33 protein-coding genes and 1 tRNA gene are annotated in these 25,716 nt (G+C 67.1%); 12 read left to right on the plus strand and 22 right to left on the minus strand.

The features are described from left to right. Positions 1-23: 23 nt before the first annotated feature. On the minus strand, positions 24-596 hold the full coding sequence (locus ACLJO0_RS27180) for a 5-formyltetrahydrofolate cyclo-ligase (RefSeq protein ID WP_410581800.1): 573 nt from the start codon (positions 594-596) through the stop codon (positions 24-26). A 218-nt stretch (positions 597-814) separates the two neighbouring features. Here ACLJO0_RS27180 and glp point away from each other — a divergent pair, with 218 nt between their 5' ends. The 4 genes from glp (at position 815) to ACLJO0_RS27200 (ending at position 3,881) form a co-directional block, all read left to right on the plus strand. After that, the gene (gene glp / locus ACLJO0_RS27185; protein WP_005155621.1) at positions 815-2,086 is read left to right on the plus strand and encodes a gephyrin-like molybdotransferase Glp; all 1,272 of its coding nucleotides are present in this window, start codon (positions 815-817) and stop codon (positions 2,084-2,086) included. Continuing rightward, positions 2,086-2,757 (plus strand): GNAT family N-acetyltransferase, encoded by a 672-nt coding sequence (locus ACLJO0_RS27190; protein WP_410581332.1) that lies wholly within the window; start codon positions 2,086-2,088, stop codon positions 2,755-2,757. The genes glp and ACLJO0_RS27190 overlap by 1 nt, the downstream gene beginning before the upstream one ends. Before the next feature lie 161 nt (positions 2,758-2,918). Beyond that, the gene (gene glpR, locus ACLJO0_RS27195) at positions 2,919-3,737 is read left to right on the plus strand and encodes a gephyrin-like molybdotransferase receptor GlpR (protein ID WP_410581334.1); all 819 of its coding nucleotides are present in this window, start codon (positions 2,919-2,921) and stop codon (positions 3,735-3,737) included. 71 nt (positions 3,738-3,808) lie between these two features. Beyond that, positions 3,809-3,881: transfer RNA gene (locus ACLJO0_RS27200), tRNA-Ala, on the plus strand. Positions 3,882-3,955: 74 nt separating this feature from the next. Here the strand turns inward: ACLJO0_RS27200 and ACLJO0_RS27205 are convergent. After that, positions 3,956-4,240 carry a helix-turn-helix transcriptional regulator gene (locus tag ACLJO0_RS27205; protein WP_410581336.1) on the minus strand — a complete coding sequence of 95 codons (285 nt, stop codon included), beginning with the start codon at positions 4,238-4,240 and terminating at the stop codon, positions 3,956-3,958. Positions 4,241-4,346: 106 nt separating this feature from the next. Between ACLJO0_RS27205 and ACLJO0_RS27210 the strand changes: the two genes are divergently transcribed. Then, entirely contained in the window at positions 4,347-4,841 is a 495-nt protein-coding gene (locus ACLJO0_RS27210; protein WP_410581338.1) for a hypothetical protein, read from the plus strand. A gap of 28 nt (positions 4,842-4,869) precedes the next feature. Here the strand turns inward: ACLJO0_RS27210 and ACLJO0_RS27215 are convergent, their stop codons facing one another. From ACLJO0_RS27215 to ACLJO0_RS27230, 4 genes are read right to left on the minus strand one after another with little or no spacing between them, the layout of a single operon-like run. Then, entirely contained in the window at positions 4,870-6,117 is a 1,248-nt protein-coding gene (locus ACLJO0_RS27215) for an MFS transporter (protein WP_410581340.1), read from the minus strand. Then, positions 6,114-6,461, minus strand: a complete 348-nt coding sequence (locus ACLJO0_RS27220) for a VOC family protein (RefSeq protein WP_410581342.1) — start codon at positions 6,459-6,461, stop codon at positions 6,114-6,116. The genes ACLJO0_RS27215 and ACLJO0_RS27220 overlap by 4 nt, the downstream gene beginning before the upstream one ends. After that, the gene (locus ACLJO0_RS27225; RefSeq protein WP_125782406.1) at positions 6,458-6,616 is read right to left on the minus strand and encodes a CopG family transcriptional regulator; all 159 of its coding nucleotides are present in this window, start codon (positions 6,614-6,616) and stop codon (positions 6,458-6,460) included. The genes ACLJO0_RS27220 and ACLJO0_RS27225 overlap by 4 nt, the downstream gene beginning before the upstream one ends. Before the next feature lie 9 nt (positions 6,617-6,625). Continuing rightward, positions 6,626-7,786 carry an MFS transporter gene (locus tag ACLJO0_RS27230; protein ID WP_410581344.1) on the minus strand — a complete coding sequence of 387 codons (1,161 nt, stop codon included), beginning with the start codon at positions 7,784-7,786 and terminating at the stop codon, positions 6,626-6,628. A gap of 77 nt (positions 7,787-7,863) precedes the next feature. Here ACLJO0_RS27230 and ACLJO0_RS27235 point away from each other — a divergent pair, with 77 nt between their 5' ends. Next, positions 7,864-8,421: a helix-turn-helix domain-containing protein gene (locus ACLJO0_RS27235; RefSeq protein ID WP_410581346.1), complete on the plus strand. Its 558-nt coding sequence runs from the start codon at positions 7,864-7,866 to the stop codon at positions 8,419-8,421. Between the two features lie 176 nt (positions 8,422-8,597). Here the strand turns inward: ACLJO0_RS27235 and ACLJO0_RS27240 are convergent, their stop codons facing one another. From ACLJO0_RS27240 to ACLJO0_RS27305, 14 genes are all read right to left on the minus strand, one after another. Next, on the minus strand, positions 8,598-9,005 hold the full coding sequence (locus ACLJO0_RS27240) for a VOC family protein (RefSeq protein ID WP_410581348.1): 408 nt from the start codon (positions 9,003-9,005) through the stop codon (positions 8,598-8,600). Positions 9,006-9,064: 59 nt separating this feature from the next. Continuing rightward, positions 9,065-9,352, minus strand: coding sequence for a DUF1905 domain-containing protein (locus ACLJO0_RS27245; RefSeq protein ID WP_410581349.1), 288 nt, complete (start codon positions 9,350-9,352; stop codon positions 9,065-9,067). After that, complete coding sequence (locus ACLJO0_RS27250) at positions 9,345-10,727, minus strand: pyridoxal phosphate-dependent decarboxylase family protein (RefSeq protein ID WP_410581351.1); 1,383 nt, start codon at positions 10,725-10,727, stop codon at positions 9,345-9,347. Before ACLJO0_RS27250 ends, ACLJO0_RS27245 begins: the two co-directional genes overlap by 8 nt. A gap of 12 nt (positions 10,728-10,739) precedes the next feature. Next, a complete protein-coding gene (locus tag ACLJO0_RS27255) occupies positions 10,740-11,198 on the minus strand; it encodes a DUF6463 family protein (RefSeq protein WP_410581353.1) in 459 nt (152 codons plus the stop codon). Positions 11,199-11,278: 80 nt separating this feature from the next. Further along, the gene (locus ACLJO0_RS27260; protein WP_125791724.1) at positions 11,279-11,923 is read right to left on the minus strand and encodes a response regulator; all 645 of its coding nucleotides are present in this window, start codon (positions 11,921-11,923) and stop codon (positions 11,279-11,281) included. Next, the gene (locus tag ACLJO0_RS27265; RefSeq protein WP_410581354.1) at positions 11,920-13,152 is read right to left on the minus strand and encodes a sensor histidine kinase; all 1,233 of its coding nucleotides are present in this window, start codon (positions 13,150-13,152) and stop codon (positions 11,920-11,922) included. The genes ACLJO0_RS27260 and ACLJO0_RS27265 overlap by 4 nt, the downstream gene beginning before the upstream one ends. Before the next feature lie 363 nt (positions 13,153-13,515). After that, on the minus strand, positions 13,516-14,904 hold the full coding sequence (locus ACLJO0_RS27270; protein WP_410581355.1) for a tyrosine-type recombinase/integrase: 1,389 nt from the start codon (positions 14,902-14,904) through the stop codon (positions 13,516-13,518). After that, positions 14,901-15,104: a helix-turn-helix transcriptional regulator gene (locus ACLJO0_RS27275; protein WP_410581356.1), complete on the minus strand. Its 204-nt coding sequence runs from the start codon at positions 15,102-15,104 to the stop codon at positions 14,901-14,903. Before ACLJO0_RS27275 ends, ACLJO0_RS27270 begins: the two co-directional genes overlap by 4 nt. Before the next feature lie 13 nt (positions 15,105-15,117). Further along, positions 15,118-16,767 (minus strand): replication initiator, encoded by a 1,650-nt coding sequence (locus tag ACLJO0_RS27280; RefSeq protein WP_410581358.1) that lies wholly within the window; start codon positions 16,765-16,767, stop codon positions 15,118-15,120. Next, the gene (locus ACLJO0_RS27285) at positions 16,764-18,347 is read right to left on the minus strand and encodes an FtsK/SpoIIIE domain-containing protein (protein WP_410581360.1); all 1,584 of its coding nucleotides are present in this window, start codon (positions 18,345-18,347) and stop codon (positions 16,764-16,766) included. Before ACLJO0_RS27285 ends, ACLJO0_RS27280 begins: the two co-directional genes overlap by 4 nt. Positions 18,348-18,684: 337 nt before the next feature. Next, complete coding sequence (locus ACLJO0_RS27290) at positions 18,685-19,125, minus strand: helix-turn-helix domain-containing protein (RefSeq protein ID WP_410581362.1); 441 nt, start codon at positions 19,123-19,125, stop codon at positions 18,685-18,687. Then, positions 19,028-19,315 carry an AMED_5909 family protein gene (locus ACLJO0_RS27295; RefSeq protein WP_410581364.1) on the minus strand — a complete coding sequence of 96 codons (288 nt, stop codon included), beginning with the start codon at positions 19,313-19,315 and terminating at the stop codon, positions 19,028-19,030. The genes ACLJO0_RS27290 and ACLJO0_RS27295 overlap by 98 nt, the downstream gene beginning before the upstream one ends. Further along, complete coding sequence (locus tag ACLJO0_RS27300; RefSeq protein WP_410581365.1) at positions 19,293-19,562, minus strand: hypothetical protein; 270 nt, start codon at positions 19,560-19,562, stop codon at positions 19,293-19,295. Before ACLJO0_RS27300 ends, ACLJO0_RS27295 begins: the two co-directional genes overlap by 23 nt. A 295-nt stretch (positions 19,563-19,857) precedes the next feature. Further along, positions 19,858-20,328 carry a hypothetical protein gene (locus ACLJO0_RS27305; RefSeq protein ID WP_410581367.1) on the minus strand — a complete coding sequence of 157 codons (471 nt, stop codon included), beginning with the start codon at positions 20,326-20,328 and terminating at the stop codon, positions 19,858-19,860. A gap of 161 nt (positions 20,329-20,489) precedes the next feature. Between ACLJO0_RS27305 and ACLJO0_RS27310 the strand changes: the two genes are divergently transcribed. The 5 genes from ACLJO0_RS27310 to mscL all read left to right on the plus strand — a co-directional run bounded on the left by ACLJO0_RS27310 (position 20,490) and on the right by mscL (position 24,671). Further along, positions 20,490-21,482: a hypothetical protein gene (locus ACLJO0_RS27310; RefSeq protein WP_410581369.1), complete on the plus strand. Its 993-nt coding sequence runs from the start codon at positions 20,490-20,492 to the stop codon at positions 21,480-21,482. Positions 21,483-21,501: 19 nt separating this feature from the next. After that, a complete protein-coding gene (locus ACLJO0_RS27315) occupies positions 21,502-22,431 on the plus strand; it encodes an inositol monophosphatase family protein (RefSeq protein WP_410581370.1) in 930 nt (309 codons plus the stop codon). Positions 22,432-23,103: 672 nt separating this feature from the next. Further along, positions 23,104-23,415 (plus strand): FmdB family zinc ribbon protein, encoded by a 312-nt coding sequence (locus tag ACLJO0_RS27320; RefSeq protein ID WP_410581372.1) that lies wholly within the window; start codon positions 23,104-23,106, stop codon positions 23,413-23,415. A 116-nt stretch (positions 23,416-23,531) separates the two neighbouring features. Continuing rightward, positions 23,532-24,173: an SAF domain-containing protein gene (locus ACLJO0_RS27325; protein WP_410581373.1), complete on the plus strand. Its 642-nt coding sequence runs from the start codon at positions 23,532-23,534 to the stop codon at positions 24,171-24,173. Positions 24,174-24,266: 93 nt separating this feature from the next. Beyond that, the gene (mscL, locus tag ACLJO0_RS27330) at positions 24,267-24,671 is read left to right on the plus strand and encodes a large-conductance mechanosensitive channel protein MscL (protein WP_125791720.1); all 405 of its coding nucleotides are present in this window, start codon (positions 24,267-24,269) and stop codon (positions 24,669-24,671) included. 6 nt (positions 24,672-24,677) lie between these two features. On the opposite strand, the gene ACLJO0_RS27335 is transcribed toward mscL, so the two are convergent. Beyond that, entirely contained in the window at positions 24,678-24,866 is a 189-nt protein-coding gene (locus ACLJO0_RS27335) for a hypothetical protein (RefSeq protein ID WP_410581375.1), read from the minus strand. A gap of 55 nt (positions 24,867-24,921) precedes the next feature. Between ACLJO0_RS27335 and ACLJO0_RS27340 the strand changes: the two genes are divergently transcribed. Then, positions 24,922-25,200, plus strand: coding sequence for a hypothetical protein (locus tag ACLJO0_RS27340; RefSeq protein WP_410581377.1), 279 nt, complete (start codon positions 24,922-24,924; stop codon positions 25,198-25,200). Here ACLJO0_RS27340 and ACLJO0_RS27345 read toward each other — a convergent pair. Then, positions 25,197-25,697, minus strand: coding sequence for a molybdenum cofactor biosynthesis protein B (locus ACLJO0_RS27345; RefSeq protein WP_005155592.1), 501 nt, complete (start codon positions 25,695-25,697; stop codon positions 25,197-25,199). The genes ACLJO0_RS27340 and ACLJO0_RS27345 overlap by 4 nt on opposite strands. Positions 25,698-25,716: the final 19 nt, after the last annotated feature.

Here is a 25,716-nt window from a genome sequence, read left to right on the forward strand (position 1 = left end):
TTCTGAACCACTGCGTCGGGGCGTCAGTCTATTACCGGTCGCGGCGCCAGGCCGTGGTCCGGGGTCAGTACCCCGGTCATGCGGACGTCATGCGGTTCCGCGGGCAACTCACGCACGAGTTCGGCGTCCCGGACGACGGCGATCAGCGCCGCACCGGGCGCGGCGAAGGCGAGCGACCGGTCGTAGTAGCCGGCGCCCCGGCCCAGCCGGACACCCTGATCGTCGACGGCGAGCGCGGGGATCAGCACCAGATCGGCCGTCCCCAGCGTGTCGGGACCGAGGCGGTGCCCCGTCGGTTCGAGCAGCCCGCGCAGCCGGCCGGGACCGAGGCTCGGCGGGCCTTCGTAGACGGCCCACTCCAGCGGCCCCGGCGCTTCGGGGACGATCGGCAGCAGTACACGTTTCCCCAGGTCGAGAAGTTGATCAAGCAGCCCTGTCGAGCCCGGTTCGGTCCCGAATGGGACATAGGCGCAGACGACCTCGCCCGGCAGCCGAGCGGCCGCGATGGTGAGCGCCGTAGCCTCCCGCAGCCGCTCTTCCGCCACCTGCGAACGTCGTTCGGCGGTTATCCGGGAACGCCACTCCGCTTTGCTCAGGTGTTCATTGCCAGGCGCGACCACGCGGTCAGGTTAGGCTTCACGCCTATGACAGGCGCAGCGACCACCCCGGCGGCACGGACCACGAGGAGCTTGCCCGATCGGGCGATTTCCGCGGCTTCGGACCGCATCACTCCTGGTAACGGTGGTGAACTTCAGTTCACCGACGGGCCTTCATCGCGTGCCTGGTCGAACGAACGGATCGAGATCCCCCAGTCATGACGGAGCCCATCGCCGAAGCGGCAGAGACCGAAGACGCGGGACAGTTCCGTTCCGTCGAGGATCAGATCGCGCTGACCCTGGACGCCGCGGTACGCCCGCGTCCGGTCCGGGTCGCCATCTCCGAGGCCCAAGGCCTCCTGTGCGCCGAAGAGGTCGTCGCCGAACACGCGCTGCCCGGTTTCGACCAGGCGGCCGTCGACGGCTACGCGGTACGAAGTGTCGATGTCCGCACCGCGGGCCAAGAGCCGGTGCAGCTGCCGGTGGTCGGCGAGATCGCGGCCGGTTCGCGCCAGCCGCGGCGGCTACAGCCTGGCCAGGCCGTGCGGGTCGACACCGGCGCGCCGCTGCCGACGCTCGCCGACGCCGTCGTCCCGACCGCCTACACCGACGGCCACCAGGCCAAGGTCACCGTGCACAAGTCCGTGCCGTCCGCGGGCTATGTCCGCCGGACCGGCGAGGACGTGCAGATCGGCGACGTCGCCGTACGCAAGGGCGACACCATCGGCTCGGCCCAGGTCGGCCTGCTCGCCGCGGTCGGCCGGGCGAAGGTCCTGGTCTACCCGCGGCCGCGGGTTTCGATCGTGTCGGTCGGCGACGAACTGGTCGACATCGACCGGACCCCGTCGGTCGGGCAGGTCTACGACGTCAACTCCTACGCGCTGTCCGCCGCCGCGCGCGACGCGGGCGCCGAGGTGAGCCGCGTCGGCATCGTCCCCGGCGATCCGAAACGACTGCGCGAGATCGTCGAAGGCCGCCTGCTGATGTCGGAGATCGTCGTCGTCGCGGGCGGTGCCGGCGGAAGCGCGGGCGACGAGGTGCACGCGGCACTGTCCGACCTCGGCCACATCGACATGACCCGCGTCGCCATGCATCCCGGTTCGGTGCAGGGCTTCGGCAGGCTCGGCCCCGATTCGGTGCCGACGTTCCTGATCCCCGGCAACCCGATGAGCGCGCTGGTCGTGTTCGAGGTCCTGGTCCGCCCGCTGATCCGAGCCGCGCGCGGCACCCGCAACCCGCACCGCCGGATCGTCGGCGCGCGGCTGCTCTCCCCGATCACCTCGACCAAGGGCCGCAAGGGTTTCCTGCGCGGGCAACTCCTGCGCGACGAGGGCAACGGCGAGTACCTGGTGCAGCCGCTCGGCACCTCCGGCGCGCATCTGTTGGCGTCGCTGGCCGAAGCGAACTGCCTGATCAACATCGACGAAGACCTCACCGAGGTCGCCGCGGGCGAGCAGGTCAAGGTGACCTTCCTGGCCCAGCGGGCGTAATGGGCGCACCGATTTCCGGCGTCGCGTATCCGATCGAGAGCAGGCATCCGGGCTGGCCCGCGAAGCTGGGGCCACTCCGGGTGCCCGCCGGGATCCTCGCCGTCCGGCCGATCCGGCTACGGGACGCCGGCGAGTGGAGCCGCGTCCGACTGCGGGATCGCGGGCACCTCGAAATGTGGGAACCGACCGGTGTCGGGCCGTGGCCGGATCGCAACGCGTACTGGTCGTGGCCGTCGCAATGGCTGGCCCTGCGCGGGCTGGCCCGGCGCGGGCAATGTCTCCCGTTCACCATCACGGTGGATGGACGCTTCGCCGGGCAGATCACTGTGGGTAACGTCATCCGGGCATCACTCCGATCCGCCTGGATCGGCTACTGGGTGTCATCGGACATCGTCCGCGGCGGCGTCGCGACCGGCGCCGTCGCCCTCGTCACCGACCACGTCTTCGACTTCGGCGGGCTACACCGGCTCGAGGCGACCGTCCGCCCCGAAAACACCCCCAGCCTGCGGGTTCTCGCCAAAGCTGGGTATCGCCAAGAAGGTCTTTTCGAGCGATATCTCGATGTCGCGGGCGGCTGGCGCGACCACTTCTGCTACGCCGTCACCAAGGAGGAAACCGGTGACGGACTGGTGTCGCGGCTCGTCGCGAAGGGCCTCGCGGAGCGCGTTTGACCCCGTCACCGGGTCGTTCCGGTGACCGCGTTACCACAAGCTGTGAGATTCACCTAATTTGGTGATGCATTTTCCGTGATCGAAACCGGCGAGTCTGCGCGGCGTGTGTGACTGTTGTGGCTAGCGTGACTACAGCAGTGGATCGGGGGAGGTGACGGGAGATGCCCAGTTCGGTGATCATCGTCGCGCTCGCAGCGGCATGGCTCGTCGTTCTCGTGCCCATGGTCGCCCGCAAGCGCCAGCAGGTCGCACGGACGACGGACTCGGCCTTGGCGGCGCGAGTCGTGCGGAGCGGGAGCACACGCCACGAGGGACCGGAGGAGTTCGCGATGGCGGAGAACACGGAACCATCGGTAGAAGACGACCTGGCCGAACTCGAGGCGGAGCTCGACGCCGACCTCGAAGACGAGGAGCCGGAAGCCGAACCGCTTCCCCAGCCCTCGCACGCGGCCCGTCCCGAAAGAGAACGCCAAGGCGCCGGCTACCGGCCTGGCCGGGGCGGATTCGACCCGGAGGCGGCGGATATGGCCGCCCGCGCCAAATACGCGTTCCGGCAGCGGGTCGTCATCGCGCTCCTGGTGCTGGTCGTCACCACCGCGGCCGTCGCCGGCTTCCTGACCCCGACGGTCTGGTGGGCGAACGGTGTCGTGGACGCGGGCCTCATCGGCTACCTCGCGTACCTGCGCCGCCAGGTCCGCATCGAAAACGAGATCCGGCAGCGCCGCCTCGCCCGCTTCAACAACACCCGCGCCCCGCGCCGCCCGGCGACCGCCGACGACGAACCCCACGAACCCCACGAATCCCACGAGGACGTCGAGGTCGTCGCCGCCGAACGCCCGGCCGTCGTGGAGCGCAAACCGTCCCCGATGTCCCGCCTCCGGCGCCAAGCCGTCGTCGTCGACCTCGACGACGAGGATCCGGCCTTCCACGAGCTCGACGAGCCCGGGACCAGGCCTTTCCGCCGGGCCGCCGGAGAGTGACCCCCGGATTTTGGGGCTCCATGAGCCACTGATAGGCTCATGGAGCTCCAAATGAGGGGCAAGCTTCACCAGGGGCTGTAGCGCAGTTGGTAGCGCGTCTCGTTCGCATCGAGAAGGTCAGGGGTTCGATTCCCCTCAGCTCCACAGCAGCTCAAAGGCCCTTCCCGGGGATATGGGAAGGGCCTTTTTGCTACCCGTACAGCAGCAGGCCATCGTCATCATCGTCCCGCACGACCTTCACAGACGGCCGAGACGGAGACTGCCGCGTCGATCAGCGATTCGTGTTCGACCGGGTCCAAGGAAAGCGCGTCGGCCACCCGCCGGACCGACAGCAGCTGCGGGTTGCGGTGCCTGCCGGTTTCCCATCGGTGTATCGTCCGCTCCGACAAACCGAATTCGTCGGCCAATTTCTTCTGCGTCATCGTTCTTCGCTCACGATATCGTCGCACTTCGTTATTCGATGAAGTATCACATCGAGAATGGGCTGATTGCCGCCCGTCCACGCCCCGAAATCGCCGAGTACCGACTCAGCTCCAAAGGTACCGTGACCATATGCACACTGCCGCCTGGCAGGGACCGCCCCGCGACATACTGGGCCATCCCGCACCGATGGAGCAGTTCGTCGTCAGGACGGACGACACAGTCGTCGCACTACAGCACGCTCTCGCCTTTCGCGAAGGCTGCTGTTTCAGCCTGCAGTTGGCCGTCCGGCGGGGTTCAGTGGACGAGACGGTCTGGAAAGGTTTGACCGACAGACATGCCTCCAGAGGATTCCCTCCCGAACCGACGGATGCCGATCTGAAGTTCGGCGTCCGCTTTCCTGATGGCTCGGAGGCCACCACGGTCGGCAACAGCTTCCAAGGCTGGGCGAATCCCGCTGATCGACCGGAAACTCCCAGGCTCGTCGACGCGGGCGGCGGATTCAGCAGCGACGACCGGTATTACCAGGGTGACCAACGTCTTTGGCTTTGGCCACTTCCACCGCCCGCCCCCTTCGACTTCGTGATCGAGTGGCAGAAAATGGGCATCGGCGCCACCGCTACGACAATCGATGGAACTGCCATCGTCCGCGCGGCGGAACAGGCCCGGCCGTACTGGCCGTGATCGGCGACCGGTCCCGGCCCATGGATGTTCACCTCGCTGCGAACGCGGCCGCAGCCAGGGCAGCCGCGAAAAGCGCGTACGAAGCGAGCAGCCCAGTGCCCGAAGAGCTCAAGGTGCCACCGACGGCCCGCCCCAGCAACTGCCCGACGCATTCCGCGGTGATGACGGCGGTCGCCAGTTCCGCCGCGGTGAAACCGCTCGCGTTCGCGGTCGTGGCTCTGAGGTACAGCCCCGGATAGGCCAATCCGACGCCGATTCCGGCGACGGTCCAAGCGATGAGTGCTACGGCGAACGAACCACCGAAGGCAACGACAGCAGTGCCGAGGGCCGTCAGGCTCAAGCCCACGACGGGAAAGCGCGCCGAGGGGAACTTCGCGGCCACCAGGCTGGTCACGGCCCAGCCGAGCGGGGCGGCGCTCAGGACGATCGCCGCCTGGCCGAGGCTCACCTGGAGCTCGCTCGTCAGAAGCACGGTGATCAGACTGTCCGCGCCGAAATAGCCGATCGCGAACAGCACCATCGCGCCGAGCGCGGCCGGGGTTCCGGGCCGCAGTCGCGCGGTGCCAGGAGGCAGGATCGCGATCATCCCGGCGACGGTGACCGCCGCCCCGGCGAGCGCGAGCGGCCAGAAGCCGTTGCTGAACACGACAAGCGCCGCTCCGAGCGGCACCGACAACGTCCGCAGCAAGGGCCGGGGCGCGTCGTCGCGTGTGTCGTCGCGGGCGGCGCGTACGACCAGCAACCGTCCGAAAAGGACGAACGGCACCGGCAACAACAGGGTCCATCGCCAGCCGACGAGCCGTTCCAAGCCCAGGGTCGCCGCGGGGCCTGCCAGGGCGGGGACGATCCACATCGCCGAGGACGCCGCGATCACGCGGATCCGCAGCCGGTCATCGAGATGCCGGATCGCCGAGCTGACACCGAAGATCGCCAGCAGGCCACTGGCGAGGCCGGCGGAGAACTGGCCGAGGGCGAACATCCACGCCGTCCGCGACATCGCGGCCAGGAAGAGCCCGCCGAGGTAGGCGATCATCCCGATGGCGAGAGTGCCGCGCGGCCCCAGGCGGGCGAGAACCCGGCTCGCCAGGGGAAGTGCGACGAAGAGTCCCAGCGTCGAGCCGGCGATCAGGAGCCCGAGGTCACTCCTCGCGTCGAGATCGCCGGCGACGACGGGCAGCAGGGTGGAGGCGACGAATCCGGTGACGGCCGCCGCGAACTCGAGCACGACGATGCCGACCGCGAGGAACAGCGGACTCGCGCGCCGGGTTCCGATCACGTGTAGAGGTCTCGGTCGTACAGGTTGAGCTGCACCCAGACACCGTCGGGATCCTGGACGCGCATCGAATGCCCGAAGCCTTCGTCCATCGGCGGTCCCGGCTCGAATCCGGCGGCCCGCAGGCGCTCCGCGACGTCTTCCAGGGGTTCGTCGACTTCGAAGGCCAGTTCGCATCGGCCCACGTCGTCGCCGGAAGACCGGTGGATGGCCAGCATCCCGCCCTCAGCGGGCATCTCGACCCAGCCGCCGGGGCGCGACACCGGCCCGACCCGCAGGCCGAGTACCTCGTAAAACCGCGTCATGGCCTCGACGTCCGAGCTGTACCGGATCGGCATAACCTTCATCGTGCGCGTTCCTCGCTGGTCCGCAGGTACTCCTCCAGCACCCGTTCGACGAACGACGAAAGCGATTCGTCGGCGTCGACGGACGCGTGTTTCACCCGCTTGATGAGGTCGTTCGGCAGATAGACGTTGAATTGCCGTTTGGCGACCTGGGTCATGCTCGCATGCTAGCAAGTGAGCATGCGGTCATGCGAGCGATCGCGGAGGACCAGCGGGATGGTGGCCAGCGCCAGTGCGGCGCCGATCCACGGGATGGCGGCCAGCGAAGCTCCAAGGTTCAGAGCCCCGGCGGCGAAGGCCGGAGTGAGGCTGATGCCCAGCTGGAAAGCCGAGACCGTGGTCGCGCCGGCGAGGGTCGGGGCGGAGGAGGCGATGGTGAACACCCGCCCGTAGAGCGCCGGGTTGAGCACGAAGGCCGCGACTCCCAGCAGGAACACCGTAGGCACGACAACCCAGGCGGAGGAGGCGAAGAGGGCGAGCAGCGCCGAAAAGACCGCGATGCCGATGGCGCCGCCGAGCAGGGCGTCGTGCGGGCGCTTGTCGGAGATCCGGCCGCCGAGGGACAGCCCGGCGAAGGCACCGATCCCGAACAGCGCGAGGACCGCGGGGATCCAGACCGCCGGAAGGACGTCCACCAGCATCGCCGCCAGGTAGTTGAAGGACACCATGTACGCGGCGGTGCTCAGGATCGTGATCGCGTAGATGCCCCACAGGCGTGGCGTCCGCATGGCGAGCAGTTCCCCCGCAAGGCTCGGCGCGGCGGACGCGGTGACGGGCAGGCCGACGGCGCACGCGACCACGCCCAGCACGGTGAGCAGCACGACGCCCCAAAAGCCGCCGGTCCAGTCGGTGAGGTTGCTCAGCAGGGTGCCCGCCGGCCCCCCGGCCACCATGGCGACGCTGAGTCCGGCGACGACGACGCCGGAGGCGCGGGCGTTGCGGTCGGGAGTCACCAGGCTGATCGCGGTCACGGCCGCGACGGCGAAGAAACCGGCGTAGGCCAGACCGGCGACGAACCTGGTGACCAGCAGGATCCAGTAGTCGTCGGCGAGCAGGCCGGTCGCGATGGCGGCGGCGAAGACGGCCTGCGTGGTCATCAATGCCGTTCTCCGAGGCCACTTCAGGCTCAGCACGGCGAACGGCGGGCCGCCCAGCACGACGCCGAGGGCGAACGCGGTGATGAGCGCGCCCGCGGACGACAGGGAGACGCCGAGATCTGTGGCGGCCGAGGGCAGGACCCCGGCCATCAGGAACTCGGCGCTCCCCATCGCGAACAGGCTGAAAGCAAGGAGATAGACCCCGAGGGGGAGGCGCTTGGTCTCGATCATGGCGCCAGCATCGGCCGCTTCTGGCTGTTTCGGCAAAGAACTTTGCCGGAACCGGGACGACCTGGTGTGCTGGCGAAATGGAGAGCGACCCCACTGTCACCGCGGCGATCGAATCGATCGCGCCCCGGCTGCGCCGCGCCCGGGAGAAGAAGGGCACGACGCTGATGGAACTCAGCCGCGCCACCGGTATCTCCACCAGCACCCTGTCCCGGCTCGAATCCGGACAGCGCAAGCCGAGTCTCGAACTGCTGCTGCCGGTGATCGCCGCGCTGGGCCTGCGCGTCGACGAGATCGTCTCGTCACCGAGAGTGCTCGAACCGCCCTCGGACGGCCGTGTCCTCATCCCGCTCACGCGGCACGAGAACGGGCCCCGTGCCTACAAGATGACGATCCCGCCGGGCGACGACGAGCCCCGACCACGAACGCACGCCGGCCGCGAATGGCTTTACGTGCTGCGGGGAAGGCTCCGGCTCGTACTCGGCGATCAGGACGTCGTGCTCGGTCCCGGCGAGGCCGCCGAGTTCGACTGCCGGACACCGCATTGGTTCGGTGCCACCGGCCGCGGGCGGGTCGAGGTGCTCAGCCTGTTCGGCGAACAGGGCGAACGGGTCCACGTCCGCGCCCGCACCCGGTGACGTCAGTGCCTTTGGTGGAACCCGCGACCGCGATCGACGTCGGCAGGACGCGACCTCGTCATCCACCCCACGATGGCGAGAAGGCGCCCTGCCACCGCGATAGCGGGGCCTTCGGCCGGGCGGGTTCAGGCGTTTGGTCACCTTTCGGGTGAGTCCTCTGCTCCGCCTACCAGCACTCAGACGCGCTGCTGGATACGGATCAAGTTCCCGGACGGGTCGCGGACGGCGCCGTCACGCAGGCCGTACGGCTGGTCGGTGGGCTCCTGGATGACCTCGGCGCCCGCCTCCTGGAGGTGTTTGAAAAGACCGTCGAGGTCGTCGGAGGAGAACAGGATGCTCGCGTAGGTGCCCTTGGCCATCATCTCGCCGATGACGCGGCGCTCGTCCTCGGTGATACCCGGGTCGACGGCCGGCGGGTGCAGCACGATCGACACGGGCTGCCCCGGAGGGCCGACGGTGATCCAGCGCATGCCGTCGTAGCCGACGTCGTTGCGCACCTCGAAGCCGAGGGTGTCGCGGTAGAACGCCAGCGCGGCTTCGGGGTCGGTCTGCGGGAGGAAGCTCCCGTGAATGGCGATGTCCATGACGGTCACGCTAGGTGAGACCGGTTCGCCGCGCTTCTCGATTCCTGATCGGTCCGCGGCTAGGAGATCCGCTTGGTCAGATGCACGGTGACCCGGTCGCCGATGTCCTTCTGGATGATCTTCCGGAACGGCTTGCGCAGCGGCATCATGTGCACTCCGCCACCGATGGGCAGCATGCTCACCTCGTAGTCGTGGCCGTCCACGGTGCCGCTGACCTTGACGGCCTTGCCGGTCCCGAAGAACTCCGCGGAGGCCGGCATGTTCACGCACGGCCAGCCGCTGTTCGAGTCGGGGATGACCTCGGCGGTGAACGTCACGTCGATCGCCCGCGGTGTCGTGTCAGCCATGCTTTCCACGCTTCCTTGCCGCCCGGATCGCGGCCACAGCGCGGTCGACGTCGGCTTCGGTGGTGCTCCAGTTGGACACGGAGATACGCATCAGGCGCCTCCCGTGCCAGGTGGTCGCGCCCATCCAGCACTCGCCGGAACGCTGGACGGCGTCGACGACCCTGTCCGTTTCGTCGCCGAAGCTGACGAGGACCTGGTTCAGCACCACGTCGTTCACGACGGTGATGTCTTCGCTCGCTTCGAGTTTCTCGGCGAACCTTCTGGCCAGCGCGCAGCATCGTTCGACCATTTCGGCGATCCCGGCGCGGCCCAGTTCGCTGAGCGCCGCCCACGTGGCGAACCCTCGTGCGCGGCGGGAGGACTCCGGCACGAAGTCGCTCGGCGCCCGCACCCCGCCGTCTCCCTGGCCGGTCAGGTACGCGGCGGTGAGCGCCATCGCGGCCCTGTGCGACTCGGGATGGGCGCAGAAGGCGTAACCGCTGTCGTAGGGAACGTTGAGCCACTTGTGCCCGTCGACCGCCCACGAGTCGGCCGTTTCCAATCCCGCGGTCAACTTCCTGAGCGAGGGAGCGGCGGCCGCCCAGAGCCCGAAAGCGCCGTCGACGTGCACCCAGGCTCCGTGCCGGTGGGCGATCTCCGTCGCGGCGGCGAAATCGTCGAAAGCACCGGTGTTCACGTTCCCGGCCTGGAGGCAAACGATTGCGGGCCCGTCGAGCGCCTTCTCGAGATCGGCGACGTCGATGGCGCCTTGGCCGTCCGCGCGCACCGGCTTGACGGCGTCGGTGCCCAAGCCGAGCAAGCGGAGAGACCGGTCGATCGTCGCGTGCCGCTCTTCGCTGGCGATGACCCGCAACGGCGGGGCCCCGTGCAATCCACGGCGTTCGACGTCCCATCCGGCGCGCGCCAGCACGTGATGCCTGGCGGCGGCCAGGCAGACCGTGTTCGCGCCCTGCCCACCGGTCACGAACCCGAAAGAGGCACCGGACGGGAGACTGAGAACGTCCTTGAGCCATTCGCCCGCCACTTCCTCGACGATCGCGGCGGCAGGCGAGGTGACCTTGTTGAACGCGGGCTGGTCCCAACCGGTCGCCAGCATGTCGGCCGCCGTCGCCGCTTCGAGCGCTCCGCCGGTGACGAACCCGAAGTACCGCGGCCCGGTGTTCGCCACCAGCGCCGGCTCGACGGCGTCGGCCAGCCGCCGGATCACGTCGGCGGGTGGGACCGGATTCTCGGGCAGGTCGCCGAGCTTTTCCCGGACACCCGTCGTGTCGTGTGGGAAGACCGGGCCGTCGGCGACACTTTCGCGGTAGCCCGCCACGCGGGCGGCGACGTCGGCCAGCAGACCGCGAAACTCTTCTTTGCCGCGGAGCGTCATTCACTCATGCTTTCACGACCGCGGCCGTGAGGGTTCCTTCTTGAACCAGGCACCGGCCAGGAACAGAGCGCCGATGAGCAGCAGGGCGATCGTTCCGCCGTCGAAACCACCCAGCAGTCCGAGCAGGACCGCCCAGGCGACAACGCCCGAGCCCAGCCAGCCGGGCACGCGTTCGCCGCGCCGGGTCGACCGGACCACGAAAGCGCCGAGCAGCAGCAACGGCACCCCGAAACTGCCCGGGCTGAGCCAGAACGCCTCGGCCATGGGGAGCCGGTCGGGCGAAGGGTCGAGCGTGACCGTGTTGAAGAATCCTTCGTCGAAGATCCGCGCCCAGACGTCCTGGCGCATCGTAGCGGCGACCACGGTGTGGAAGAGGCCACCGCCCAGGGCGAGAATCCCGCCCCAGGTGGCAGGGTCGCGCCACCGGACGCGGGTGGTGGTCGTTTCGGTCGTCTTGTCGATTGTCGTCATGCGCATCAGGCTGCTCGCCTGCTCGACGGGAATCCTCGGCCTGAGGTCGCCGGCACCTCCACCGAAATGATGAGATCGGCTCAGCCCGGACGCACGAGTCCGTTCTCGTACGCGAAGATCACCGCCTGCACCCGGTCGCGGACCCCGAGCTTCGCGAGGACGTGACCGACGTGCGTTTTCACCGTGGCTTCGGAGAGGAAGAGCCGCTTCGCGGTCTCGGCGTTGGAGTATCCCTGCGCGATCTCCAGCAACACGTCGCGTTCGCGCCCGGTGAGCCGGTTCAGCAACGGAGAAGTCTCACGTGCGACCGCGAGCTGGTCCAGCATGCGACGGGTCGTGGAGCGCGCGATCACGGCATCGCCGGCATGGACGGCACGGATGGCGTGCAGCACTTCGTCGGCCGACGCGTCCTTGAGCAGGAAACCGCTCGCGCCGGCGCGCAGGCCGGCGATGGCGTACTCGTCGAGGTCGAACGTCGTCAGCAGGATCACTTTGGGCGCGTTCTCGCGGGCAGCGACCACTCCGGTGGCCTCGACCCCGTCCATACGCGGCATCTGGACGTCCATCAGCACGACGTCGACCCGTGTCTCGGCGAGCTTCGCGACCGCCTCGACCCCGTCGGCGGCCTGGACGACGATCCGGATGTCGTCGGTCGCGTCGACGACCATGGCCAAGCCGGTCCGGACCAGTTCCTGGTCGTCGACCAGTGCGACGTCGATCGTCATCTCGAAGCTCCTTGTTCGCCGACGCGGAACTCCGCGCGCACCCTGAAACCGCCGTCGACGGGACCGGCCTCGAACGTACCGCCCGCGGCTCGCACGCGTTCCCGGACACCGTTGAGGCCGGCGCCCGTGCCGGGAAGCGACGGCCGCTCGCCGGCGCCGGCTCCGTCGTCCTCCACGACGAACACCGACGCGCTCGGGGTGTGCGTGATCGTGACTGTGACAACCGTATGCGGGCCCGCGTGTTTGACGCTGTTGGTCAAGCCTTCCTGGACGAGCCGGAACGCCGCCATGGCCGCGCTCGCCGTCAGCACGTCGGGCCGGCCCTGTTCGGTCAGCCGGACATCGACGCCCGTCGCGCGGACACGCTCCACCAAGGCCGGGATTCCGGCGAGCGAAGGCGGGGATTCGGTCTCCCGCAACACACGCAACGTGTTCCGCATGTCGGCCAGCGCCTCGCGGGCGGTCCCGGCGATGACGGAAAGCGCCTGCGCCGCGCGATCCGGCGACTTGGAGGCGATGGCGGAGCCGCCTTCGGCCTGACGCACGATGACCGCCAGTGAATGGGCGACGATGTCGTGCATGTCGCGGGCGATGCGCTGACGTTCGCCTGCCGCGGCACGCTCGGCGGTTTCCGCGGCCTCGTCGGCTAGTCGCCGCCGCCGGTCGAACCGGAAACGGCCAACGACCCAGGTGCCCGACACCGCCGCGACCAGGGCGAGAACGGCCAGCAGCAGGGTGAGCCACCCCGTGGGGAGCGCGCCGTAGGCCGTCGCCGTCCGAGCCGTGCACAGCAACGCTCCGACCACGCTGATCCCGAGGGCGAGCAGGCTTTCGCGCAGCGGCCGTCGCGCGGCGACGGCGTATAGGAGCACCAGGTACGCCGCCGACGTCGGGAGAAAGAACAGCGGGATCTCCATGCTGTCGCTCGCACTCACCAGCCCCAGTGGCGCGGGCCGGACCACCGTGTTCGGCAGCGCGACGGTCACCGCCATCGCGAGTCCGGCGGAGATGAACGCGGTTCGAGTGGCGATCCTCCGCAACGCGACGGTGGCGAGCACCGTGAACCCGCAGAGGCCCGCCACCCACAGCGCCCAGGCCGGGGAGTCGGCCACCAGGAGGATCTCGAGCGAAGGCGGTCCCAGCAGTGCCGCGATGGCAACGGCGATAAGGGCGTCCAGAACCGTCGGGTGTGTCCGCGTCCACCGGTCCACGCGGTCGGTCCACGTCACGGCCATGATCGTAGACACCGCTCACCGCGCGGTACAGATCGCTGACCAGGCGGGGATGTGACGTTGGGAAACCTTGTTTGACCTGCGCCGGAATGCCCCGGTACCGTGTTGTGTTAGCACTCTTGTCGGCAGAGTACCGGCGAAAATCCGGTTACACTCCGCAACCGCCTGCCCGGCAGGTTCAGGGCACATTTCCTTGTCTCGCAACAGAATCACCGCGTTGCCGAAGTATCGGCGTCTGGCACCGTCTGTGACTGTCTCCGGCAGCTTGGTGGCGTCCACGGAACAGGTACGGAACAGAGCCGGAACGCGGATATGCCCCCGGACCTGGTGTTTGTCCGAGGGCATATCCACTCTAGCTCGCTACTCGCCGCCATCGTCCAGGAAGCCTTCGATCCGACGGTTGGCAGCGTCTCGCGTCCCGTGGACGAACTTCGCGTAGATCTTCGTCAGCATGTCGACCGTGTGCCCAGCTCGCTCCGCGACATCAGGCAGAGCGACACCCGCAGCGATCCACGACGAGACCGCCGCATGGCGAAGGTCATAAGGCCGAGCAGCCAGCGGCGAGGCGACCTCTCCCGGCAGCAGGGCCAGCGGCCGGACCAACCTCCAAATGTCGCTGTAGGAAGACTGGCTGATCGGACCGCCCTCGCTGGTTCGGAACAGCCGACCATTCGCCGCCAGGCCCTCCCTGTCGATGTGCTCGGACAAGATCCGAACGAGTACCGGAGGGATCGGGACAGTTCGCCGGTGTTCTTCCGGACGGTGCTTCAACGATCGAACCTGGTACGTCTGTCCGTCGTCGCTGTATCGCGCGGCGGAACTCCCGAGGGAACTCGGCAGGACCAACTCGCCCCAACCCGACTGAGGCAGCTTGCAATGCACGTCAGCGAGGAAGCGGGCTTCACCGGGCCGAAGTGCGGCGTAGTAGAGCGTGGCGAAGAAGGGCCGCCATGACCGGTTCCCACCACGCGGCCGAACGTAGGTGACCGCAGTCAGCAGCTCCTGGGCCTGGACCGGGTTCACGACGACTCCAGGATCAACCTCTCGCTCACTACCGAAGTGGACCAACTTCACCCCAGACAGTGGATTCCCTCCGAGGTAGCCGCGCCGCTCAGCGAAGTCGAGAGCTGGAAGCACCGCGCTCTTACGGGTGTCGACTGTCCGGGTGGCCGCCTGCCGACCATCGAGCTTCCGTCGAAGCGCACGCCCAAGCTCCAAGATCCCGTCTTCGCTCGCAAGGTCACCCACCTTCCGCGAGTGACCCTCAAGCCAGGCCGCAACGTCTCGAATCTCGTCCGACGGCTCAACGCGGGAGACTTCGGGCGGCAGCACAAACGTCGTCAGCGCACGCCGCACCAAAGCCGGTTCGGTGCCCGGGTCATCGGTCAGAAACCCTTGCACAGCAACAGCCAGGCCATCTACGAGCCGATCACGCGACCGAGGGGACATATCCGGCCAGACCTGCTCAAGGTACTCACGCGCCACCCGCAGCAACGTCGGTGATCGTTCCTCCCGGTAGATCGATTCGGGTAGCCCAGTCTCGATATCGAAGGCTTCGCCCCGATTCATGGCCTGCTGAAGCTTGGAGAGTTCCGCCTTGGCCAATGCCTTGGTAGCAAACCATTCCGAGTGTTCCTTGCCCGCCGTGATCCAGCGGACGCCGTAAGGCCGCCGACGCTTCTTGCCGGTCTTCTTGTCCGGCGGCATGGTCTTGATCTCCCACAGCCGGACCTGGCGCGTCGGTTTCATGCCGCACGCTCCTGCCTGCCGTTCAGCCACTCTCGCACCGCCGTGAGCGAAAAGCGAAGGTGACCGTTAGGCAGCTTGATAGCCGGAGGTGCCGTGTTGATCTCCCGCCACTCGTACAAGGTGTCTCGGCTAATGCCCAGGAACTTGCACAGTTCCGGCGTACTGAGAAGAGTTTCAAGCTGAATCGCGTTGTCGTTCATCGTGTCCCCCAATTCAGGCCGCTAGCGGAGTTGCCGAAGTTTCCGGACGTTCGCCGGGTGGCCCTTGCGCGGCGAGTAGCGCCCTGTCGTACTCGGCCTTCCAGGTGATGCGTTCGGAGATGGCGCGCATCACCAGGTGGTCCCGTGGTGGGCAGTGGGTGTCGCCGGGTTCGACCTTGCGCCAGACCAACCGCTCAGGGTTCGGCGCTTCCTTGGTGATCCCGACAGCGGCCAGCGCGTCCAGGACGAAGCCCTTCCGGTCTGCCTTGTGATCGGCCACGGTCTTGCCCGACCACTTCCGCGACACCAGCACCCGCCGCCCCGGAAGCCCGAGCGTCGTTCGACGATGAGCGCGTCCCTTGCAATGCCCGGGGACGGTCTTTCCGTTGGCTCCCTTGGGATTGATGCCGTACAGCAGCCACACCGCACACCGGGGCGAGCACGGAGTCACCGACAGTTCCGCGTGAAGACGGTCGTGATGATCACGCTGCGCGGCAGTGTCCGCGTCGACCACCTCACCCGTGGACTTCGTGAGGTACTTGGTGAGGTAGCCGATGTGACGCCCGGATTCCTCGGTCCCGCCCAAGATCCCCTTAGAGTGCACCTGACGGCCGAACGTGACCACGTGCGCGGGTTCCTCCACCGCCTCCACGGCCTCATCCCACGACGGCAACGGAGCGCGCGTATCCGGGTCTACGAAAGAGCGGGAATTCATGTCCCACAACGGTTCCCGGTCCGTGTAGACGATCTCGTCATGGTTGGGCCACCACACCTGGTGATAGGTGGCCTCCGTGACCATCCGGATGACCTCATGGGAGATGGAGCCCCGGAGCGCGGTGTGCAGGTGCGGAGCCGCCCGCCGTTGGGGTTCCACGGTGGCGAAGTACTGCACATCCCAGCCGACCACGCGCCGCAGGTTCTGCCACCACCTGTCCACCAGCGCCGAGAAGTGCACCGCGTCCCGAGCAGCCCGCCGGTAGTCATACGTCGACGGGTTCACCGGCGAACCGTCCGACCGCACCGGGCCGTAGGTGTCGCAGGTGAGCGTGACGAACATCGACGGCCGGAACTTCCCCGCGAACTCACGACCCACGGTCGCCGAGGACACCTTGCGTCGAGGCAGGTTCGGTGCGTCCTGCCGCCGCTTGGTCGACCGCTTCACCGGACGCTTCTCCGGGACGTCGAGGGCAGGCAGGCGACCCGTCATCCCGGACGCCCGCAGCTCCTCATCCACCGAGGCGACCTCTGCCCGCAGCTCCTCCATCTCGACCTCATCACCGACCGCCAGCGCCTCCCGATAGGCCGCCGCCAGATCAGCCCGGAACGCCACCAGCTCCGTTTGGGTCTTCGATGGCGTCTCGCGGGCGATGACGGGTTCCTCGGTCATGTGCCAGCCCTCACGACACTGCGCCTGACGGAGCGCCTTTGCCTTGCGAGCACAAGGAAGGCACACCGATTCGATCGTCGACCCGCACGGCACGGGCACATAGCGAATCTCGCCGGTTTCGGTGTCTCCGACCTCCATCGTGAAGGGCCGGACGCACACGCCGTGCTTCTCCGCGGTGGCCTTCACGACCTCCGCCGACAAGGCACCGCGGATTCGTCCATTCGTGGCCGGCGGGGAGGCCAGACCTACTCCGACCTGCGAGTTTGTCGTGGTCATGCCGTCCCCCTCTCGCCGCGCCGGTCTGACAGGTGGATGACCGAGGCGCCGCCGTTGGTGACGTAGTGCTCCAGATGCTTGATCGTCTGATCGGACACCCAGCCCGCCCGGACACGCAGGGGCTCGCGGATGCCCTCTCCCCACACGTAGCCGACACCGGCCGAGCCCTCGGGGATTCGGTTCGCCCACGCCCCGCGTTCGTAGGCTCCGTCCCCGAGAACCATCGGAACCTGTGTCTTCGACGTCAGCCGCAGCGCCACCCGCCGGGGCAGCAACTCCCGCACGGGAACGGTGTCCTTCGTAGGCTCCTGGACATAGCCGCGCACCGTGAACAGCAGCGCCCGCCCTTGGGTGGCCAGGACCGCCACCCGCTCCACAATCGCCTCACGGGTCTTGCGGTCGGTGTAGCGGGTCAGAGCGCCGATCTCATCGAACTCCAGCAGCTCCAACGGGTACTCGGTCGAAAGCGGAACCTCACGGGTACGTCCGGCAAAGACACGCTTACGGTTCTCCAGTTCATCGATCAGCGCATCAAGGATTTCCAGGGCTTCTTTACCGCTCTGCCCGTAGCGAGTGAAGATCCCGCGCCCATAGGACAGCTCCATGGCTTTCGGGTCGATCCCCGACACCCGGATCAGACCAGCGCGGATCGCCGGGGCCGCCGACACCAGCGGAGACCACATGACCGAGCCCTTACCTGCACCCGTTGCGCCAGCCACCAACGTGTGTGCGCCACGGCCCATGAGCGGCACCGTCCAGGGCTTGCCATACTCGGTCGATCCCGCGTACACCGCCCGCAGATCCACCCCTGTGCCGTCCACGGACACCAATTCCGGAACTGGCAGGCACGTCACCGCAGTGTCGAGCAGATCGCGCCGCATGAAGTCGATGGAGACCACATTGGGCTCAAGCTCCCGCACCTGGCACCGGGTGACCTTGCGCGCCACCGCCAGCTCCCGCGCGACCTCGTCGAAGTCTTCCGGCTTCTGCCCAGGGACCAGCCGGATACGGACCTCATCCCACGACGGGCCGGAGCGGACCGACAGCAGTTTCGGCACTGCCACCCCGGAGGCCTGACGGGCTTTCGCGACCGCCTCACGCTTGCGCCGACGAGACACCAGGTTCACCGTCACGTCGACCGGGATCGCGTCATCGCGCACCGTCAGCCCGCAGGCGTGCAGCCAACCGGCCAGCTTGCGCCCGTAGAGCGCCCAGCGCAGCCACCACGCCCGCAGCCACCGCCCACACCACTGGTCATACCCGACCGCGTCCCAGCGCCACCACACCAGCAGCACCGCCGCCAGCACGCCGACCGTGACGACGAGGGACACCCAGCCCAGCACCGTGCACCAGGCCCACAACCCCAGCAGCGCCAGGCAGGTACGCCAGTGCCCGACAAGTTGCCGAACAATCCAGCCGACCGCCCGCAGCACGCCCCACAGCGCCACGCCGAGGACCGCCAACGCGGCCAGCGCCTCGAACACACTCGCCAGGACACGACCGACCTTGGCCAGCACCCACAGCACCACCGCCAGGCCGCCACCCACGGCAAGCGTGGTCATGATCTCCTGCGTATTCATCGCCGACCACCCCGCAGACCAGCGGCGGGAACCACGATCGGCAGCGGCAGCATCCCCATACACGGGGAGCACTTCTCCTCACCCGGCAGCAGCCGAGCGAACCGCTTGCATTCCGTACAGCGCGTTCGGGTGACCCCCGTTGACTCGCACTGTATGCCGTCATTTATCTTCGTCATTGTTCACTGCTCCAGTGGACAGGCGCAGAACCGGAACAGGTTGGTAGCCAAGGGCCGGTTCTGCGTTTTATAGGGACATTTTTAGCCACGTGGGGACGTGTTTATCCGCCACACGTCCCCACGTGTGAAAATTTGTCGATGTTCAGTTTTTCTCTAAATAATCAACTGCGCGGGTGCGCACGCTCCGGGCGCCCAGACGCGTACCTCGCGTATCGACTGCTCGCGGTCTCGACGTGCCGAGCGGACCACTCGAAGAGCTGCACTCGCGGAATGTCCAGGGCGTCCGCGAGGCGCAGGATCATCGGAACGCGCTCGATGCCGTAGATCCCGCGCTCGACCGCCGACAAGGTCTGCGCCTTCATGCCTGCCCGCTCCGCTACCGCGACCTGCGATAAGCCACGCATAGCCCGAACCCGAGCCAGCAACGCCCCAAGGGGCACATACCTCCCGGCCTCAACATCCGGAAAGGTGACCCAATCCGGGGTCGCGTTGCCGTTCTTCACGTTAATTCCCACCACTTTCCAGCCTTGAACCTGTACCGCCTGAATCTGTTTTCTGAGCCTCGATTTTTTCCGCCAGTGCCTCCGCTTCGTTGTCCTCATGTGAAACCCAGTACCGAATCTCGTGATGATGAAACCTGTCCACATCGGACAGCGCGTGGTACATCTTCGCGTTGGCCCGACGCCATTTCAGCCAAGTCACGAGGCTCGCACCCGGCAGCGGTCGAGTAGCCGCCGCAACATGGTGCGCATCCTTGAGCGTTTGTGGCTCATTCCTGCCGGGAGTTGTCATCACAGGCCCCGTTCGCCGCGCGGCTTTCGAGCAGTACCGCCAGTTCGTCCGCGCAATCGCGGAGTCGGCGAAGGAAGACGACCCGATCCGGCCAGGCGCCCCGGTCGTCCGGCGGCCTGATCATCAGCAGGCCAGCCACGCCCGACAGGACCAGCGCCGGGGGCGCCCACGGACTCGAACCAGTCTCCTCCACCGTCACCTCGTCCCATGGGCTGATCACCCACGTCGGACCGAGTCCCTCCCGCATACTCGTCACCTCCCGCCCTGCGTTCCCACTCCCGCGCTTGCTCCTCAAAGGCTTGCGCGGCCGAGCCCACGGCAGCGACTACCCACCACGGCTGATCGCGGTCACCGGCCAGAGCCCGCCAGGCGTGCGCGACCGACCACGACACCGCCGCCATCTCCCGCGCAACTTCCGGGTTCGTGCCCCGCGACCGAGCCACCGCGTCCGACGCGTCCCGATAGGCGCGGTACGCCGACTCCCACGCTGATACCTGTTTGTTCGGCATCCCGACACCGCTTCCCTGTAGAAGTCAGTGCCGTCACGCGGCCTTGGCCGAGGACTCACCGGCCGTCGGCCGAGGCGCCTTTCCTCCCGAGGTTGAGCCCGTACCACTCGCTGCCGCCTTGAACCCGGTAGCGCGGAACACATAGGACAGGTACTTGAACTCACCCTGTCCGGTCACCTTGGGCTCAGCGGTCAAACCGTCCAGCTCCACCGGCCGCATTCCCGGCATCACTTCCGCCGTTGTCGGCACCGGCTGCACATCGGCCAGTAGCGTGATCTCAAACGACGCGCGCTTTGCCTTGGTCTCGCCCAGGTCCGTAGCCGTGAACTTCCACTGCCGCTTTCCGGTCGTCTCATCGATTCGCTGCCTCACCGGCCGCCCCTGCGCCTTGTCCTCACGCGACTGATACTCATTGTCCGGCGACACCTCGCCCACCATCACCAAGCCCTGAGGAAACGCCTCATCGTGCTCAACGCTGAATCGGATGCCCTTTTCGATCGCCATGTCGTATTGAACCTTCCCGCTTGTCGGATACGCCTTTACCGGCGTACCTACAACAATCGGCCAAATGAATGTCCCGTCACGACACCGTCTAGGTCTCACCTCAGAGCGTCTCGTACTCACTTGGTCTCGTCTTGTCTCGTCTCCCGTGGTAGTTTGGTCTCGTGAGCCCCGATACCGCCACGCAAGAAGCCCGCCCGATCGTTCTCAAAGTCCTGCTCAGAGGACGACACTTGCAGAGCTATCGCGCGTTCTGCCGCGAGTACGACAAGGTGGCCGAGAAGGTCGACAAGACTCTGAAGGGCAGCTACCCCAGCAAGGCCCAGTTCTACCGATGGCTATCCGGCGAACTCGTTGGCCTGCCCTATGCGGACCACTGTCGGATCCTTGAAGCGATGCTGCCCGGATGGCAGGCCGAACAACTCTTCGAGCCACACGACGGCGGGATCGAGTTCGTACCCGAGCCACCGCAGGCGGGAGCGGCCGAGCCCGCGCAAACGTCTAATTCTCAACGAGTCGCCAACAAAGAACGGCGGGCCGCTCAGGGGAACCAAATCGGCGAGGAATACTCCCTCGCTGTCCCCCGAGTCGAATTCGGCGAAGCGAAAATCGACGTACTTTCGTTACCGAACCCCCAGCCGGGTCGTTTGCTGGATCTAAACTGGAGTACGTTCGGTCAGGGTATTGAGCAACTTGGCGCCCAGATCAAGCATCTCGGCAGCCGCCTCGATGTCGATATCTGTTTTGGGATCAACGAAGCCGGATTGGTAATGGCCACCTTTCTTTCATCCGCGCGATTTTCGCGGTGCCCAATCGGATATCTGCGATGCAACAAGGTTCGCGGCGGAGGAATCGAACTTGACGACGCTTCCGTCTTTCCGGACACCAAAGAGAATCCCACGATTGTGCTGTGCGATTTCGAAGTCAAACATTCCGACGCTATCGGCTACCTTGCAAAACAGGTCCGATCACGCTATCCGACGGCAGACCTGTACTTCGCAGTTTTCGGGGCAATGACCCAGGGGGACGACCCACGCGCGGACAAATTCGACGATCTGGCCGGTGCGCAAAACCTGCGCAAGGTGGACTTCTCGGCTATCTTCATCGCTGCAACCATGAGCCCTCCCGGAATTGAACCCCCATTAGAACTGCGCTAACCGTAAAGGCGGCTACTAGATGAACGACGAAACATCACTTCCCGACTTGGCGGCACGTATCGCCGACCTGGTCAGGGAAATGATGCTTGAAATACGCCCGCGGCTCGTTTATGCCGCCCTTTCAGGCAAGCGGGGCGAGCACGAAAACCTTCGCCATAGCGACAACTTTCTTTCAGACTTCGACTTGTGGATGCACCAGCGCTACAAGGAAGCGATTGTCCAGCACATCCCCTCTTTTGTGTACGCCTCCGAAGAAGCCGACCCCGAGGTGATCGGGTCGGACTCCGACCCGGATCTATGCGTGCTTGTCGACCCGCTGGACACCAGCGAACTCGCGGTACGAGGTCTCCACGGCTACACGCACATCATGATCTACTCTCGCGCACTGGCAAGGCCGATCATTTCGGTGATCGGAGACATCTTCCACCACATTCAGCTCTACATCGGCGCGCGAGACAGCGACGGTATCGACCGGGCTTTCATGGTCACGGCTGATCAGGCGGAATACGTTCTCGACCAACCTTCGCAAGCCAGCCTCTCGCAAGCCTTGGTCACCAACTATCTCATGCGGCCAGACGCGCGGTTCGTACCCCTTGCACAGCAAGAGAATTTCCTCGCGGCCCTCAGCGCGCCGTCCGCCGGAGACAAGAAGATGGGCCGCGTTGGTGTCGACTTCGGGTCGGTGAGTTTGTGCCATGTCGCGGCCGGGTTGACCGATGCCACCATCGAATTCGCCAAGGGATTCGCCATCTGGGACCTCTCGCCGGGCCACTACGTACTTCACGCGGCAGGCGGAACCGTCATCGACCTACACGGCCAACCGATCTCCCTCGACTACCACCTCGACTCCCTCGCCGACATTGCCGCCGCGATGAACCCCCGCCAAAAGTTCATTGCCGCCGGTAACGCCAGTCTTGCCGAGGAGATCTTGAAGACACTGCGCGTGTAGCGCCTCAGCGCCCTCACCTCGACCAGCGACGTACAAATGCGTTGCCTGCCGAATTTGGCTCTATGGGATCAAGGCGCCGCCGTTGGCGGCGCGCGGGTCACCACCCGTCCGGCGGGCTACGCCCAGAAGGCGACGCCGGCCTCCCGCTCCGCTCCGGCAGGCGCCGCCGGGCGAGCCCGCCGCAGGGCAGCACCCGCAGCGCGCCGCCAACGACGACGGAGACCCAGGAGCAACACGGCCAGATCACCCGACCCACCTGGCCGACGCTCAGTGGCCACCAGGAGGTCCCTCGCTTCTCAGCGTCTAACACCGGCCCGCCCGCATCAAGGCGGGAAAGCGTGCCTTGACACGACCGAACCGGCGCTAGAGATGGCAGGGGCGAGGGAAGCGGAGCAAACAGGCACACGGGGCAGCCGGAGAGGCCGCCAGAGTGAGCACGGAGCAGGAAGGCGAGGCTCTCAGGCGGCACGATCGGAGACCGTCCAGCTCATGACGGCTCGTACCCTGGCCCAGAGCAGATCTCGGTCCGGCACGGAACAGGTACGGAACAGAGGGTGTGACCAGGGCGTCGTGTGACGTTGGGAAACCTTGTTTGACCTGCGCCGGAATGCCCCGGTACCGTGTTGTGTTAGCACTCTTGTCGGCTGAGTGCCAGTGCACGAAGGAGCAGCAGTGCCCACCTACCAATACGCCTGCAAGGAATGCGACCACGCTTTCGAGGCCGTGCAGTCGTTCTCCGACGAGAGCTTGACCGTGTGCCCGCAGTGCTCGGGCGCGCTTCGCAAGGTCTTCAGCTCGGTCGGTGTGGTCTTCAAGGGCAGCGGTTTCTACCGCAATGATTCACGCGACTCGAAGGCCAACACGACCACGGCCCCGGCCAAGAGCGAGACCAAGTCGGAGCCGAAGACCGAGTCGAAGTCGGAGACCAAGAGCGCGGCATCCTCCTCCACGGGTACGACGAAAACGGCCGCCGCCGCTTCCTGACCTCCCGAGTTGTCCACAGGCCCCCGGTTATCCACAGCCGGGGGTTTTCGTTCTTTCCAGGGCACCGCAACCGCCCCTAGCGTCGAGATCATCACCGATCGACGAGGGGGAATCCCGTGCTCCACCATCTGCCCGTCCTGCGAAGACTCCACGGCAGGCCCGCGCGGCTGCTCCGCCGCTGGCTCGCCCTGTCCCTGCTGCTCAGTGGCCTGGTCACGCTGTTCCTGCCCGCCTCCGCCCGCGGCACGCCCGGCATCGCGACCGTCGTCTCCGCGCGTGACCTCCCGGCCGGGACGGTGCTGCGCGCCGGGGACCTCAAGCTCGTCGACCTCCCGGACGACGTCCGTCCACAGGGCGCCCTTGGCCGGTCCGACTCCGCGGAGGGCCGGATGCTCATCGGTGCGGCACGGGTGGGTGAGCCGCTGACGGACGTCCGCCTGGTGGACGCGGCCATCCCCGGATCGGGTGATCCCGAAAGTTCGACCGTCCCGGTGAGGCTCGCCGACGCCGGGGTCGCGGAACTGCTCAGGCCGGGTCAGCGGGTCGACGTCGTCGCGGCCGCCGAAGCCGGGCGGGAGGCGTCTGTGCTGGCCAGCATGGCTGTCGTGGCGGCGGTCGGCGAGCAGGGCGACCATGATCCGAAGACCTCCGATGCCGGGAGCAAGGGACCTTTGGTGCTGCTTTCCCTGCCCGCCGCGATCGCGACACGGGTCGCGGCCACTTCGCTGGAACGGTCCATAACGGTTACCCTCCGCTAGCTCGCGCCCTGCCCTGTGGAGGCGGGCGCCTGCGTCCCCCCGGTATGGAGAAGGGACGGTCGGCGAACCGTCCCAGGTGAAGAGGAGAGCGTCTTGATCAAGGGCTTCAAGGACTTCCTGATGCGCGGGAACGTCGTCGACCTGGCGGTCGCGGTGGTCATCGGCGCCGCGTTCACAGCGATCGTCACGGCCTTCACGAACGGCCTGATCAAACCGCTGATCAACGCCATCGGCGGTTCGGACGCCGCCAAGGGGCTGGGGTTCAACATCCTCAGCGCGAACGACTCGACGTTCATGGACTTCGGCGGCGTGATCAACGCGGCGATCAACTTCGTGATCGTGGCCGCCGTCGTCTACTTCGTGATCGTGCTGCCGGTCAAGCACGTCCAGGAGCGGCGCAAGCGCGGTGAAGAGGCGGGCCCTTCGGAGCCGACCGACGTCGAACTGCTCACCGAGATCCGCGACCTGCTGCGCGCGCAGCAGAACCGCGCGAGCTGATCCGGATCACCGGTCGTGATGAGGCGGCCGGTTCTCCAGGAACCACGAGTCGGAGTCCGGGGAACGCTGCCCCGGCTCTCGCTCGTCGGAGGTCGTGTCCGGCAGGACGTCGCCGAAGATCTCGTCGAACCGGCGCTGTTTCTCCGCGCGAGAGGCCGCCGCGGCGGGGCGCTTGTCTTCGTCTTCACCTGGCATGACGTCCATTTTCGCACCGGTCGCGGGGTACGCCGCCCGGTGGGACCATCAGCGCATGAGCATTGTCGACAAAGCGAAGGGGCTGGTCGCGCAGGCCATCCACAAAGCGGAAGAGGTCGCGGGCGAAGTCCGCGAGAAGGCCGGGCCGCTGGCCGAGAAGGCCGGCGACGTCGCGGCCAAGGGTGTCTCGGCGGCGTCTGCCGGGGCGAACAAGGTCACCGGCGGCCGGTTCGAGGACAAGATCGGCAACGTCACCGAGAAGGTGGAAGGGGTGTTGCACCAGGACAAAAAGGGCGAGCCCGGGACAGAGCCCGGACCCGCTCCGAAGAACTAGGCCTCTTCGAGACCGGACAGCTCGTCGATCACGTACGGCACCAGCGACGAGAGCGTCGCCATGCCGTCGCGGACGGCGGCGCGTGAACCAGCCAGGTTGACCACCAGCGTGCTGCCGGAGACGCCGACGAGCCCGCGGGAGATGCCCGCGTCCACCGCGCCGGCGGCGAGACCGGAGGCACGCAGTGCCTCGCCGATGCCCGGGATCGGGCGGTCGAGCACACCGGCCGTCGCGTCCGGCGTGCGGTCGCGCGGGGAGACCCCGGTGCCGCCGACGGTGATCACCAGGTCGGCGCCGCCGATCACCGCGGTGTTGAGCGCGTTGCGGATCGCGGCCGTCTCGGCCTCGACCACCACGACACCGTCGACGATGAAGCCGGCCTCTTCGAGCAGCTCTGTGACCAGCGGTCCCGTGTTGTCCTCGTGTTCGCCGTGGGCGACCCTGTCGTCCACGATGACCACCAGTGCGCGGCCCAGCCGTTGTGCGCTCCGTTCCATAGGCACACCGTATCCGGTT

Origin of the sequence: Amycolatopsis sp. lyj-108, assembly GCF_046549005.1 — a bacterium.
GTDB lineage: Bacteria > Actinomycetota > Actinomycetes > Mycobacteriales > Pseudonocardiaceae > Amycolatopsis.

What these genes read in the sequence shown, in the direction of transcription:
- ACLJO0_RS27300 (WP_410581365.1), bottom strand. Translation starts at nt 19,562, where the DNA reads ATGCGGGAGGGACTCGGTCCGACGTGGGTGATCAGCCCATGGGACGAG.
- ACLJO0_RS27235 (WP_410581346.1), top strand. Translation starts at nt 7,864, where the DNA reads ATGGAGAGCGACCCCACTGTCACCGCGGCGATCGAATCGATCGCGCCC.
- glp (WP_005155621.1), top strand. Translation starts at nt 815, where the DNA reads ATGACGGAGCCCATCGCCGAAGCGGCAGAGACCGAAGACGCGGGACAG.
- ACLJO0_RS27260 (WP_125791724.1), bottom strand. Translation starts at nt 11,923, where the DNA reads ATGACGATCGACGTCGCACTGGTCGACGACCAGGAACTGGTCCGGACC.
- ACLJO0_RS27225 (WP_125782406.1), bottom strand. Translation starts at nt 6,616, where the DNA reads ATGACCCAGGTCGCCAAACGGCAATTCAACGTCTATCTGCCGAACGAC.
- ACLJO0_RS27230 (WP_410581344.1), bottom strand. Translation starts at nt 7,786, where the DNA reads ATGATCGAGACCAAGCGCCTCCCCCTCGGGGTCTATCTCCTTGCTTTC.
- ACLJO0_RS27335 (WP_410581375.1), bottom strand. Translation starts at nt 24,866, where the DNA reads ATGCCAGGTGAAGACGAAGACAAGCGCCCCGCCGCGGCGGCCTCTCGC.
- ACLJO0_RS27290 (WP_410581362.1), bottom strand. Translation starts at nt 19,125, where the DNA reads ATGAGGACAACGAAGCGGAGGCACTGGCGGAAAAAATCGAGGCTCAGA.
- ACLJO0_RS27305 (WP_410581367.1), bottom strand. Translation starts at nt 20,328, where the DNA reads ATGGCGATCGAAAAGGGCATCCGATTCAGCGTTGAGCACGATGAGGCG.
- ACLJO0_RS27280 (WP_410581358.1), bottom strand. Translation starts at nt 16,767, where the DNA reads ATGACCACGACAAACTCGCAGGTCGGAGTAGGTCTGGCCTCCCCGCCG.
- ACLJO0_RS27255 (WP_410581353.1), bottom strand. Translation starts at nt 11,198, where the DNA reads ATGACGACAATCGACAAGACGACCGAAACGACCACCACCCGCGTCCGG.
- ACLJO0_RS27270 (WP_410581355.1), bottom strand. Translation starts at nt 14,904, where the DNA reads ATGAAACCGACGCGCCAGGTCCGGCTGTGGGAGATCAAGACCATGCCG.
- ACLJO0_RS27240 (WP_410581348.1), bottom strand. Translation starts at nt 9,005, where the DNA reads ATGGACATCGCCATTCACGGGAGCTTCCTCCCGCAGACCGACCCCGAA.
- ACLJO0_RS27220 (WP_410581342.1), bottom strand. Translation starts at nt 6,461, where the DNA reads ATGAAGGTTATGCCGATCCGGTACAGCTCGGACGTCGAGGCCATGACG.
- ACLJO0_RS27340 (WP_410581377.1), top strand. Translation starts at nt 24,922, where the DNA reads ATGAGCATTGTCGACAAAGCGAAGGGGCTGGTCGCGCAGGCCATCCAC.
- ACLJO0_RS27345 (WP_005155592.1), bottom strand. Translation starts at nt 25,697, where the DNA reads ATGGAACGGAGCGCACAACGGCTGGGCCGCGCACTGGTGGTCATCGTG.
- glpR (WP_410581334.1), top strand. Translation starts at nt 2,919, where the DNA reads ATGCCCAGTTCGGTGATCATCGTCGCGCTCGCAGCGGCATGGCTCGTC.
- ACLJO0_RS27295 (WP_410581364.1), bottom strand. Translation starts at nt 19,315, where the DNA reads ATGACAACTCCCGGCAGGAATGAGCCACAAACGCTCAAGGATGCGCAC.
- ACLJO0_RS27285 (WP_410581360.1), bottom strand. Translation starts at nt 18,347, where the DNA reads ATGAATACGCAGGAGATCATGACCACGCTTGCCGTGGGTGGCGGCCTG.
- ACLJO0_RS27250 (WP_410581351.1), bottom strand. Translation starts at nt 10,727, where the DNA reads ATGACGCTCCGCGGCAAAGAAGAGTTTCGCGGTCTGCTGGCCGACGTC.
- ACLJO0_RS27275 (WP_410581356.1), bottom strand. Translation starts at nt 15,104, where the DNA reads ATGAACGACAACGCGATTCAGCTTGAAACTCTTCTCAGTACGCCGGAA.
- ACLJO0_RS27190 (WP_410581332.1), top strand. Translation starts at nt 2,086, where the DNA reads ATGGGCGCACCGATTTCCGGCGTCGCGTATCCGATCGAGAGCAGGCAT.
- ACLJO0_RS27210 (WP_410581338.1), top strand. Translation starts at nt 4,347, where the DNA reads ATGGAGCAGTTCGTCGTCAGGACGGACGACACAGTCGTCGCACTACAG.
- ACLJO0_RS27245 (WP_410581349.1), bottom strand. Translation starts at nt 9,352, where the DNA reads ATGGCTGACACGACACCGCGGGCGATCGACGTGACGTTCACCGCCGAG.
- ACLJO0_RS27315 (WP_410581370.1), top strand. Translation starts at nt 21,502, where the DNA reads ATGAACGACGAAACATCACTTCCCGACTTGGCGGCACGTATCGCCGAC.